The following is a 12,930-nucleotide window of genomic DNA, read 5'->3' as shown; positions in this document are numbered from 1 at the left end:
ATGTTGTTGTCAGTCTTAAGCTCTTGTAAATGTTAGTTGTAATAAGTAGCGTGTGGTTTTTTAGAATGAATTTTATACCTATCAGGAACGATATTTACATCTTGTTTGATTCGAACATGTCTTAATATTGTATCATCAAAAAAAGAAAAGAAGGTTTTATTGAAAAATATACGATGAAGAAACTAATTATAATTGTGTTGTCAGTTTTGAGCTTTTCTGCCTTTTCTCAGAAAAAGGCGAATGTCTTATTTATTGCGATTGATGATATGAAACCCTTGACGGGGAGTTATGGTGCCGATTTTATGCATACACCAAATATGGATGCCTTGGCTGGTGCTGGTATGATTTATACCAATGCGCATTGCCAACAAGCCGTTTGTGGACCTTCACGAGCCAGTATTATGACTGGTATGCGACCTGATTACACGGGTGTCTGGGATCTAAAAACGCGCATGCGCGATGTTAATCCTGATATTTTGGCTATGCCTGAGCATTTTAAAAACCATGGTTACGAAACAGTAGCTGTTGGTAAGATTTATGATCCGCGTTGCGTTGATAAACAATACGATGCGCCTTCGTGGAGTATTCCTTATAAAGAAAGTTCAGTATATAATTATCCTGAGGAATATGGAGAGCCCGCCTTATCATATTATGCGCTTGAAGATCGTAAAGTGAAAGTACATGCTTTGGAAGAAGAAGCACGTAAGAAGAATGTGAATGTTCATAAATATGTGAGTGAGCGATTTAAGCCTTCTGTTGAAATGGCCGATGTGCCCGACGAAGCTTATATTGATGGGCAAATAGCCAATAATGCGATTGACTACATCGATCAGTTTTCAAAAGATAAAAACAAGCCTTTTTTCCTTGGAGTGGGATTTAAACGTCCTCACTTGCCATTTGCAGCGCCCACTAAATATTGGGATTTGTATAAACGCGAAGAGATTGAACTAGCTAAATATCCACATCCCGTTAAGGATGGTGTTCAGTTAGCCTATCACAACTCAGGTGAATTAAGATCATATACAGATATTCCGCCCTTAAGTTCGTTCTCCGATATTAATACTTTGGACCTACCTGAGGCCAAGCAAAGGGAGTTGATTCATGGTTATTATGCAGCTATTTCTTACATCGATGCTCAGGTAGGTAAAGTAATGGCCAAATTAAAAGAAACAGGTTTGGATAAGAACACCATTGTGGTATTATGGGGTGATCATGGCTGGCACCTGGGAGATCATACCTTGTGGTGCAAGCATTCTAATTTTGAACAGGCAACGAGAGTGCCATTGATTATTACAGCTCCGGGATTTGAAGCTGGAACATATGCCCATCCGGCAGAGTTCATTGATGTGTTTCCAACCTTGTGCGAACTAACAGATGTTGAAACACCTGAACAATTGCAAGGTGTCAGTCTAGTGCCCACCTTTAAGGATAACAATCAGATGGTGAAACCTGTTGCAGTTAGTCAATTCAACAGAGGTAAGAAGAAGGGCTATTCCATCAGAAGCGATCGTTTTCGTTTAACTTTATGGACGGCAGATGGCTGGAATACAACCATGCCTATCGCTACAAATACCATTATTGATGGTGAGCTGTATGATTACAAAGGCGATCCGTATGAAACAACTAATCTGTATGAGCAAGAGAAGTATCTTAAAGTGAAAAAACAAATGCTTCAGATTTTCCTTGATTTTGTGATTGAGCAAAATGTGCAGTGCAAAGGTTCTGCAACAAACAAAACAATGCCTAAAACAAAAGTTAAACAAGAATCCAATGCTATAAGTCTAGGTAGTACAGTTAATGAAAACTGGAAACCAATAATACGTAATGGTGCCTCCTGTGATTTCAAGATTGATGGCAAAACACTAAGCGCAGATGTCAGCTCTTTGGGAAAAAAGCCTTGGGATCTTCAATTAGAGTACAAGGAAAAATTGACACTTCAGAAAGGTCAATCATTGGTGATATCTATGCAGTATTCAGGTCCGGAAATGAAGATTAATATGAATGCCTCGGATAATAAACGGCTGGCACGTATTGTAAAAGCCAGTAAAGAAGTGAGCCAGCAAATAATCAAGCTTCCTATAAGTGAAGCGGGAGATTGGTCTTTCAAACTCAACTTCCTCAACAAGGGTGAGTATTCCATGTCAGATTTTAAAGCAACCATTAAATAATAGAATTAGCATCTAGAAATATATTGTTATGAGACACATCATTAACTTCTTTGTTATTCTTGCCTTGCTTACGAGCTGCACCGTTTCAAAGAACGAGACGCAGGATACAACAACAGATTTAAAGCTCACTCAAATTGAGGGTGCAAAAAAACGCAATGTCATCTTTATTTTAACGGATGATCATCGTTACGATTATATGGGGTTTACTGGTAAAGTGCCATGGTTAGAAACACCGCAGATGGATAAACTGGCTCAGGAAGGTGCTTACATGAAAAATGCCTTTGTAACCACGTCGCTTTGCTCGCCAAGTAGAGCGAGTATTCTAACGGGTCAGTATTCGCATGTGCATACCATTGTTGATAATAATGCGCCAAATCCGGGTAACTTAACTTTCTTCCCCCAATACCTACAGGAAGGTGGTTATCAAACCGGATTCTTCGGTAAATGGCATATGGGCGATCATAATGACGATCCACGTCCTGGCTTTGATCATTGGGAAAGTTTTAAGGGGCAAGGAGATTATTATGCACCAAACTTAAACATCAATGGCGAACGTGTTCAGTACGATGAAGATACTTATGTGACTGATTTATTGACGGAACATGCTTTGGAGTGGTTGGATAATCGCGATCAGGAAAAGCCATTTTTTATGTACCTATCGCATAAAGCTGTTCATGCCTTATTTAAGCCAGCTAAACGTCATGATGGAATATACGACGGCAAGACCATTGAATTACCAGCAACATATGAGCAGACCATTGGTGATGATTATAAGGATTTGAAATGGCCGGAATGGGTGAAGCAGCAACGCCACAGTTGGCATGGTGTGGACTACATGTATCATGGTCAAAATGGAAATTTTAATGAGAACCTTCAGAAATATTGCGAAACCCTTTTGGGTGTAGATGAAAGTATTGGTTCTGTAATGGAATGGTTAAAAGCCAACGGCTTGGATGAGTCAACCATGGTGATTTACATGGGCGATAATGGCTTTAGCTGGGGTGAACACGGTCTGATAGATAAACGTCATTTCTACGAAGAGTCGGTTAAAGTACCGATGCTAATTCGTTGCCCTGAGATATTTGAAGGAGGTAAAAACATTGAGCGCATGGTTCAGAATGTTGACGTTGCACCAACTGTATTTGAGTGCGCCGGATTGGAAAAGCCAGATTATATGCCGGGTAAATCAATGGTTCAGCTTTTGAAGGGAAATGAAGAGGGATGGAGAGAACGCGTTTATTATGAGTACTTCTGGGAATATGATTTTCCAATGACACCTACTGTATTTGGAGTCCGAACTGATAAGTACAAGTACATGCGTTACCAGGGAATCTGGGATCAGAATGAATTGTATGATATCATTAATGATCCAGATGAAATGTATAACCTTATGGGCGATCCTGAATATGCTGATGTGGCGAAACAACTGGCATCTGATCTATACGATTGGTTGGAAGAAACACATGGAATGAATATTCCACTTAAGCGCACCGTTAAGAACCCATATGGCGATTACCGTCATCCAAATCAATATTAAAATTTAACTAATCCTGTTTCTACAAATGAAACAGGATTTTTAAATACGAATTATGAGATATTCATATAGATTAATCATTGCTGCATTACTAGCCTTGCTCGTATTTGCATGTAATACAGAAAGCAAAAAAGAACAAAAGCAGCCAAATGTTTTATTCTTTTTAGTTGATGATTTGGGTTGGGCTGACCTTGGCTATAACGGGTCTGAGTTTTATGAAACACCAAATATTGATCAACTGGCAAAGGATGGGATGGTGTTTAGTAATGCCTATGCAACGCATCCTCGTTGTGTGCCATCTCGTTATTCATTAATCACTGGTAAATATCCTGCACGTGCTCAAATGCCTGGACCAGGAGAGGGCAAGTTGAAAGGGCATTCAAGTGTTCGTCCGGGAGATGAGGGGAAATTGAAATCAAATGAACATACCATTGCTTCAGCATTGAAAGAAGTTAATTATGCCACTTTTTTTGCTGGAAAATGGCACTTGGCAACTTCCGGTACTATGCCTGAACATGTGGGTTTTGATGTTAATGTTGCTGGTGGGCATGCTGGTTCGCCCATCTCGTTTTTTCAACCCTATAACGAGGGAAAGCAAGCGGGTAAAAAGAAACCCATTGAAGGTCTGGATAATGGGCCGGATGGAGAATATTTAACCGATCGCATTACTGATGAAACCATAAAGTGGCTCAAGCAACATCAAACACAAAATCCATCACAACCATTTTTAGCTTATGTGTCGCACTATGCGGTTCATGAACCTTTACAGGCAAAGCAGGAACACATAGATAAGTTTGAAAAGAAGATAGAAAAGATGATATATGAAGGTCCCGCCTTTATTGACGAAGGAACAGGAACGACGAAAATGCATCAGGATGATCCTGCATATGCCGGTATGGTGTATAGCATGGATGAGAGTTTGGGAAGAATACAAGTCACATTAAAAGAGTTAGGTGTTTTGGATAATACCATCATTATTTTCTTTTCTGATAATGGAGGTCTTTCCAATAAAGGGTTTAACCCACGGCGCGTTGCTACCTCGAATTACCCCTTGAGAGCAGGTAAAGGGCACCTATATGAAGGTGGTGTTCGCGAGCCTATGATTGTGCAATGGCCTGGTGTAACTTTAGCTGGAAGTAAGTCAAATAAAGTGATAACAGGAACTGATTTTTTTCCAACTATACTGGAAATGACAAATCAAGTATTGAAGCCTGAGGCTCATTTAGACGGACAAAGTTTTGTTGATGCTTTGAAAGGTGAAAAGGTATTTGAAGATAGAGCGATCTTTTGGCATTCGCCAGTGGATCGACCACACGCAACAGGTGATTCAAATAGTACGGCTATGCGAAAAGGAAAGTATAAGCTTATCGAATTTTATGATACTAATTTAGTTGAATTATATAATTTGGAGGTTGATCTCTCGGAGCAAAATAATTTGGCCGAGAGCTTACCTGCTGTGCGTGATTCCTTATTAAAAGAATTGCATGAATGGAGAAGAGACGTAAATGCCTTTATGAAATAATGGAACCTTCAAAATATTATAAAAGCTGTTTCAACTTAACTGGAGCGGCTTTTATTTTTTACGCCAAATAATTTTAAGATTTAAATAGGTGATGTAAGCAACTATTGCTAACCAAATAAGTGCCCAAATAAAGGATGGAAAGATTGGAATAAGTTGCGTGAACTTATTGAGATCAGAAGAAGGACCACCATTGAAATCCATCAGAATATATACTAATGAGATAGCTCCTATCACAAGTAAAGTGTTAGTTTGAACATTAGCATTTAATCTACTTAGCCAGTAACATAGTGCTGCAAATGCAAACAACAAGAGGCTTGTGCCAATTGAGCTGAACCATACAATGGCGCTAAATATTAATACAAAGGTGATAAGGTACAGAACAAACTTTGAGTAGCGATCCTTATGCAGAGCCACAAATAAAAGTAAGTTACCCCATAAAGCACTACCAATATATCCACCTGGAATGACCAAGAGCGAAATGCCACCGGCAATAAGTGCATAACCCGATCCATCATTATTTATCTGTATACCATGTACACTTCCTCCTGTTATAACAGCAAAGAAAGCATGACCTGTTTCGTGAAAGAATGTCACCAGTAATGTAAGAGGATACAATACCATATTTCCATAAGGAATATAGTTTTTAAGCACCCAATAAAGAATAACTGTAAGTATTAGGATCAATAACTTCTTTTGCATATGCAGATGTTGTTTATGCAAGTATATAAAAAGCCTGGCACTTTTTTACAATGCCAGGCTTTAGTATGTTTCAAAATAGCTTATAATCTTTCAATCACTTCTTCCATTTCTTCTAATGATTTACCCTTTGTTTCAGGTACCATTTTCCAAACAAAGATAGCTGACATAATACTCATGACACCATAGAACATATATGTCACACCACCACTGAACTCCATCATAGCTGGATAAGTGGATGATATAAAGTAGTTAGCTGCCCATTGCGTGGCTACGGCAATGGCAATGGCTTTACCTCTAATCTTATTTGGAAATATTTCACCAATCAATACCCAGCAAATTGGTCCCCAACTCATCATAAATGAAGCGGTATATACAATGATAAATACCAATGTACTGATGCCAATGATTTCAAAGAACGATAACATTCCAATAGCAATCATACCTATGGCCATACCAATTGATCCGGTAATCAATAGTGGTTTTCTTCCCCATTTATCTACTGTTAAAATAGCTACTACGGTGAATACAACGTTTATCAAGCCCATTACAATTGTTTGAAGCATCGAAGCATCTTTTGCTGCTCCCATACTTTCAAATATGCGAGGTGCATAGTAAAGTGCTACATTAATGCCAACAAACTGTTGGAATACAGATAAAAGAATGCCGATGATAATGACTTTCTTACCATATGAAAATAGTTTAGCCGATGATTTAGTAACCGTTCCTTTGATATCGTTTAGTATTTTGGCAGCGATTTCTTTACTGTTTATGCGTTCTAAGATTGAGAGCGCTTTCTCATTTTGGCCTTGCATTGCCAGATAACGAGGTGTTTCAGGAACAAATATTAGAAGGAATGCGAATAGGGCTGCGGGTATGGCTTCCGACATAAACATGTAACGCCACCCAAATTGATTGATCCATTCAATGGTTTGTCCCTTGGCTATCGACCAGTTTACAAAGTAAACCACCAGCATACCAAATATGATAGCAAATTGGTTAAAAGAGATAAGACGACCACGGATATGTGCCGGAGCTATTTCGCTAATATACATAGGACTTATGGCTGATGCCAGACCAACTCCAATACCACCAATAATGCGATAGAAATTAAACATGTAAAGTAAACCCATAGTAGGCTCACCTTTAGTGAAGAATAGGAATTCAGGTTGGCCTGAACCTAAAGCTGATATGAAAAATAGGATGGCTGCAACGAGTAGCGATTTCTTACGTCCTAATCGTGATGCAAGTACGCCTGAGATAGCACCGCCGATAATACAACCAATAAGTGCACTTGAGACAGTGGCTCCATGCGCAAATGAGCTGAGATTTAAGCCATCAATTAAAAAGGCCTGAATGGATTTTTCAGCTCCTGAGATAACAGCCGTATCATACCCAAAAAGCAACCCGCCTAAGGTTGCCACTAATGTGAGAAGCATGATGTAAGCTAAATTTTGTTTTTTCATAAACCCGGATTTAAGTTAACCACTAGCTGCGAATTGCTAGAAGCTAGATGAAAAACTCCCGAAAGATGCGCGTTTGAAGACCGAACTACAATTGTGTTGTTTTTATTTAAAATGCAACCATGCTCTAATGTATCTTGCAATACGAATCGAACACAGTTGTAGTTCATTTTACACCTTTCGGGAGTTAATGTTTTTATAGTCCGTAGTCGAAAGTCCGTAGACCGTAGTTGATTGTTCGCCTATGGCTTTACTTTTGAAGCTTTACGTCACTTCTGCCTACTGACTTCAAACTATTTACCTTTTTAAATATACATGTTAATTAATTGCTCATAACGCTCTTGTTTACCACTTATCATTTGTGGTTCGCCAGCTTCTTTAGCAATCTTGCGAAGATCTTCCATTGATAACTTGCCAGCTGCAAACTCAGCACCTAAGCCAGTGTTAAATGATGCATAACGATCGGCCTTCATTTTAGGATATTCGCTGTTAGTAAGAATGTCGTCAGCAATAACCAATGCACGTGCAAAAGTATCCATACCTGAAACGTGAGCAATAAAGATATCTTCAAGATCGGTTGAGTTACGACGAGTTTTAGCATCGAAATTAACACCACCACCTTGCAAACCACCTGCCTGAAGAATTACCATCATGGCTTGAACAGTTTCTGGTATGCTTGTTGGGAATTCATCCGTATCCCATCCGTTCTGATAGTCACCTTTGTTGGCATCCAAGCTTCCAAGCATACCGGCATCAGCCGCACATTGTAATTCGTGCTCGAATGTGTGTTGAGCTAAAGTTGCATGGTTAACTTCAATATTTAGTTTAAAATCTTTATCTAAACCATAATGACGTAGGAATCCAATCACTGTTTCAGCATCAACATCGTATTGATGCTTCGATGGCTCCATTGGTTTTGGTTCGATAAGGAAGTTACCTGTAAATCCATTTTTACGAGCATAATCACGTGCCATTGTTAAAAACTGAGCCATGTGTTCTTTTTCCGCTTTCATATCCGTGTTTAGTAACGACACGTACCCTTCGCGACCTCCCCAGAAAACGTAATTTTGTCCACCTAAAGCGATGGTGGTATCTATGGCATTTTTAACCTGTGTTCCGGCATGTGCCAAAGCAGTGAAATCAGGATTGGTTGAGGCGCCGTTCATGTATCGAGCATTCGAAAAAACATTGGCAGTTCCCCAAAGTAAGTTTACACCCGAATCTTTTTGATATTGTTGTGCTATAGGAATGATTTTCGATAGGCGCTCTTCAATTTCAAAAACAGTACCATCTCCTACCACATCGGTGTCGTGAAAACAATAGAATGGAGCACCAATTTTGGTAAAAAATTCAAAGGCAGCATCCATTTTAAACTTGGCCTTATCCATTGCATCAGCACCTTTGTTCCAAGGAAAGATTTGTGTGCCTGGTCCGAAAGGGTCGCCACCATCGCCACAGAAAGTGTGCCAGTAAGCAATTGCAAAACGCATGTGCTCTTTCATTGTTTTTCCAGCAATCACTTGCTCGGGATTGTACCATTTAAAAGCTAATGGATTTTTTGACTCTCTGCCTTCATAAGCTATTTTCCCGATTCCAGGAAAAAATTCATTACCTGTTGCCATAATTTGTTATTTTAAAAATAGAGACCGAATCGCATTTTATGTAAATCCGAAATGTTAAATTAGATTCAAGTCTCCGGTGTATTTATTTAAATATTTAATTCAATTTCAATAGAAACGGATTTAGGTGCACCTAAATCAACTGCTCGTTGCGACGGTAAGGTGCTTCCTATATAAAAGCGATACTTACCCTTAATGTATTGTTCTTCACCATTTTCGTCGATATTATACAGGTCTGATGAATCAATTGTAAAACTAATTTGAGTACTGCCATTGGCTTTAATATTTTCTCTTCTAAAGCCCTTTAGGTCGTATGTTGGTACAGGAAATGGTGCATCCAGTGCAGAAACATATAACTGTACAGTTTCTTCGGCATCAAAATCACTTTTGTTATTAAGATCTGCTGTTATTGTAATGGCTTCACCAAATTGATAGTTTTGTTTGTTAACCTCAATGTTTGAAAAGTTTAGGTCGGCATAGTTTAAGCCAAATCCAAATGGATAGAGTGGTTCCTCTTTCATGTATTTGTAGGTACGTCCATACATGGTGTAATCTTCATATGGAGGTAGCTGTTCAATTGATTTAGGAAAGGTAATTGGTAATTTGCCTGTTGGACTTGCATTGCCAAAAATGATATCAGCAATTGCATTACCGCCCTGTTCTCCTGGATACCAGGCCATGATTACGGCATCGGCAAATTCCTGCACCTCTTCAAGAGCAATTGGGCTGCCCCCCATTACCACTACAATTAATGGTTTATCTTGTCCTTCACGTATTTGTTTTAAGTAATCTAATTGCTTGCCTGGAAGCTTCAAATCAGAACGATCACTTTTATGAGCCGACCCAATAGCCTCGCCTTCTTCTCCTTCGAGAAGCGTGTTAATCCCTACTACAGCAATACAAGCTTCAGCACCTCGGGCTTCACTTATTGCCCAACCAATAGGGTTTTTATTTTCTTCACTTAATAAAAAGCCATGGCGGTATTCAAAACGGGTACCTAAGCTTACCGCTCCGGCGATACCTTCAATTACCGAAACCACATTGCCAGACATACCATTGTAGTTACCCAACATAACGTCAACATCTGCTGCCAAAGGGCCTATTGCAAATAAGTGATTGATATCTTTTTTGAGGGGTAGTGCGCCATTGTTTTTTAGTAAAACAATTGATTTTTGAGCAGATTGACGAGCAAGATCAATGTTCTGTTTGCTATTTACTACCTCAGGGCCTAAGTTATTATAAGGGTTATCGCCATAGGGATCGAATAAGCCTAACTTAAAACGTGTTCGCCATAGTAAACGAAGGTTGCGGTCGATATCAACTTCACTTAATAAACCTGCGTTTACTGTTTCAACAAGATTTTTATATGTTGTTCCGCAGTTGAGGCTTACATCGTGTTTTATTGCTTCTGCTGATGACTCTTTGGGGTTGTTTGTATATTGATGCAGTCCATGGAAATTTGCCAAGGCACCACAGTCGGACATTACATGCCCTTTAAAACCCCAGTTGCTTCGTAAGATATCTGTTAGCAGCAGGGTGCTACCACAACAAGGTACATCCAATGTTCTGTTATAGGCACACATAACAGCTTCCACATTATAATCAGTTACCAGCATTTTAAAAGCTGGCAAATAGGTTTCATAAAGATCCTTGGGCGAAGAATAGGCATTAAAGCTGTGTCTTAAACCTTCAGGACCGTTGTGAACTGCATAATGTTTGGCGCATGCTGCTGCCTTAAGATAGGTGGAGTCGTAGCCTTGAATTCCTTGAACAAAAGCACCACCAAGTATTCCACTTAAAAAAGGATCTTCACCCCAAGTCTCCATTCCGCGTCCCCATCTAGGGTCACGAAAGATATTAACATTAGGCGACCAATATGTTAGGCCAGCATATTGCAGATAGTTGCCATTTTTTTGAGCGATGTTAAATTTTGCTCTTCCTTCATCAGATATGGCCGAAGCCACGCTTTCAATTAATAAAGGATCAAAAGTAGATGCCATAGCAATGGGCTGAGGAAAAATGGTGGCGCGCCCCATTCTGGCCACACCATGAAGAGCTTCGTTCCACCAGTTGTAGGGTTTAATACCCAAACGTTCAATTCCTGGGGCGTCATGCATTAATTGAGCGCACTTTTCCTCTAGTGTAAGTTCATTGATAATAAGATTGAGTCTTTCTTCAATATCAATGCGATGATCAAGAAAGGTGCCAGCTAAAGAATCAGGAAATGAAGCTTGATTGTTGCTTTTTGTCTTTTGCTTTGGTGCGCTACAGCTTATTGTAAATACTGTTGTGATGATGCCAATGATTAATGATTGCTTCATAGTGAATCCGTATTTAGTTAGTGTTCTTGATCAATATGCTTTATGCAAATATTTTTTAAGGATGAATGTAAGCAGCTTATAAGCCAATGTTAGATTTCCAGTGACTATACACTGCTTTTAAAGTATCTGAATTTTCAGGAATGGGTTTTATTACTTGTACCTTTTCCAATGATGCAAACGCCTCTTCAAGCGACTCATATAATCCGGCACCATAAGCAGCACCGCGTGCGGCTCCTAAGGCGCCATCTGTTTCGTACAACTCAATTGTCGAACCTGAAACATCAGCCAATGTTTGTCGAAAAACAGGGCTGAGGAACATGTTGGCTTTGCCAGCCTTAATCACCTTAGTTTCAATACCTGTTTGCTCCATTACTTCCATTCCGTACTTAAAACTGAAAGCGATACCTTCTTGAGCAGCTCTTAGCATATGTCCACGACTGTGGTGGTTGAAGTTTAAATTCTTTACCGTAGCTCCTGGATTTTCATTTTTAAGTACTCGTTCAGCGCCGTTTCCGAAAGGATAAATTAGCAAACCATCGCTACCAGGTTTAACAGCCATTGCTTCATCATTCATCTGAACATAGTTCAAATCGGCTGCTACATTTTTGCGTAACCACGAATTCAGAATGCCTGTTCCATTAATGCAAAGCAATACACCTAAGCGATTGTCTGAGTTTGTGTGATTGACGTGAGCAAAGGTATTAACGCGTGATGCAGGATCGTATTTCAGTTGATCGCTTACGCCATAAACTACACCAGATGTTCCAGCTGTGGCAGCCACTTCGCCTGGGTTAAGTACATTTAAGCTCAAGGCATTATTAGGTTGATCGCCGGCTCGGTATGAAATTGCAGTACCTAGCTTCAAATTAAGTTCCTTAGCGCTCTTACCGCTTAAAACCCCTTGCACTTCAAATGTTTCCTTAATAGTTGGGATAATATTTTCATTAAAGCCATAGTTTTCAAGAAGCTCTTTTGATACGCTTTGCGTTTTAAAATCCCAGAAAATACCTTCTGATAAACCACCTTTGGTTGTAACGATATCTCCAGTTAGCTTATAGGCAATGTAATCGCCTGGAAGCATTATCTTATCAATTTTATCAAATACTTCAGGTTCATTTTCTTTTACCCATTTAAGTTTAGAAGCCGTGAAATTTCCAGGTGAGTTTAACATGTGTGACAGGCAATGCTCTTCGCCAATTTCTTCAAATGCTGTATTTCCATATTGGATGGCACGACTATCGCACCATATGATTGATGGGCGCAGAACTTCACCATTTTTATCAAGGCATACTAAACCATGCATTTGATATGAGATGCCAATTGATTTGATGTCTTTTTTATCTATGTTTGAAGATTTCAGAACATCTGATAATGCCAATTTTAAGTTAGACCACCAGTCCGATGGATTTTGTTCTGCCCATTCTGCCTCAGGTGTTGAAATAGCCATTTCCTCTTTTGGGTAAAAAGCCGAGTTAACAGCCTTGCCAGTTTTTACATCTAACAATGCAACTTTAACCGATGAACTTCCTATGTCGAATCCTAATGAGTACATAATTCTATATTTCTATACTGTTCTGTTGTGGTATGGTGCAAATCTATAAAAAAAA

Annotated in this window: 8 protein-coding genes; 3 read left to right on the top strand and 5 right to left on the bottom strand. The window is 39.3% G+C overall.

What is annotated here, in order from left to right:
* Window positions 1-173: 173 nt before the first annotated feature.
* From ACRD7B_RS04915 to ACRD7B_RS04905, 3 genes are read left to right on the top strand one after another with little or no spacing between them, the layout of a single operon-like run.
* Window positions 174-2,168 carry a sulfatase gene (locus ACRD7B_RS04915; protein ID WP_430823360.1) on the top strand — a complete coding sequence of 665 codons (1,995 nt, stop codon included), beginning with the start codon at window positions 174-176 and terminating at the stop codon, window positions 2,166-2,168.
* A gap of 28 nt (window positions 2,169-2,196) precedes the next feature.
* Window positions 2,197-3,705: a sulfatase family protein gene (locus tag ACRD7B_RS04910; protein ID WP_430823359.1), complete on the top strand. Its 1,509-nt coding sequence runs from the start codon at window positions 2,197-2,199 to the stop codon at window positions 3,703-3,705.
* Window positions 3,706-3,757: 52 nt separating this feature from the next.
* Complete coding sequence (locus ACRD7B_RS04905) at window positions 3,758-5,224, top strand: sulfatase (protein WP_430823358.1); 1,467 nt, start codon at window positions 3,758-3,760, stop codon at window positions 5,222-5,224.
* A gap of 51 nt (window positions 5,225-5,275) precedes the next feature.
* On the opposite strand, the gene ACRD7B_RS04900 is transcribed toward ACRD7B_RS04905, so the two are convergent.
* The 5 genes from ACRD7B_RS04900 to ACRD7B_RS04880 form a co-directional block, all read right to left on the bottom strand.
* Window positions 5,276-5,923: a M50 family metallopeptidase gene (locus ACRD7B_RS04900; RefSeq protein WP_430823357.1), complete on the bottom strand. Its 648-nt coding sequence runs from the start codon at window positions 5,921-5,923 to the stop codon at window positions 5,276-5,278.
* A gap of 80 nt (window positions 5,924-6,003) precedes the next feature.
* Complete coding sequence (gene xylE / locus ACRD7B_RS04895) at window positions 6,004-7,386, bottom strand: D-xylose transporter XylE (protein ID WP_430823356.1); 1,383 nt, start codon at window positions 7,384-7,386, stop codon at window positions 6,004-6,006.
* A gap of 302 nt (window positions 7,387-7,688) precedes the next feature.
* On the bottom strand, window positions 7,689-9,005 hold the full coding sequence (gene xylA / locus ACRD7B_RS04890) for a xylose isomerase (RefSeq protein ID WP_430823355.1): 1,317 nt from the start codon (window positions 9,003-9,005) through the stop codon (window positions 7,689-7,691).
* Window positions 9,006-9,091: 86 nt separating this feature from the next.
* Window positions 9,092-11,323 (bottom strand): glycoside hydrolase family 3 C-terminal domain-containing protein, encoded by a 2,232-nt coding sequence (locus tag ACRD7B_RS04885; protein ID WP_430823354.1) that lies wholly within the window; start codon window positions 11,321-11,323, stop codon window positions 9,092-9,094.
* Window positions 11,324-11,399: 76 nt separating this feature from the next.
* Window positions 11,400-12,875, bottom strand: a complete 1,476-nt coding sequence (locus ACRD7B_RS04880) for a xylulokinase (RefSeq protein ID WP_430823353.1) — start codon at window positions 12,873-12,875, stop codon at window positions 11,400-11,402.
* Window positions 12,876-12,930: the final 55 nt, after the last annotated feature.

Source organism: Carboxylicivirga fragile (genome assembly GCF_050589805.1).
In the GTDB taxonomy this organism is placed as follows: domain Bacteria; phylum Bacteroidota; class Bacteroidia; order Bacteroidales; family Marinilabiliaceae; genus Carboxylicivirga; species Carboxylicivirga fragile.
This window is presented reverse-complemented; position numbering and strand designations above follow the sequence as displayed.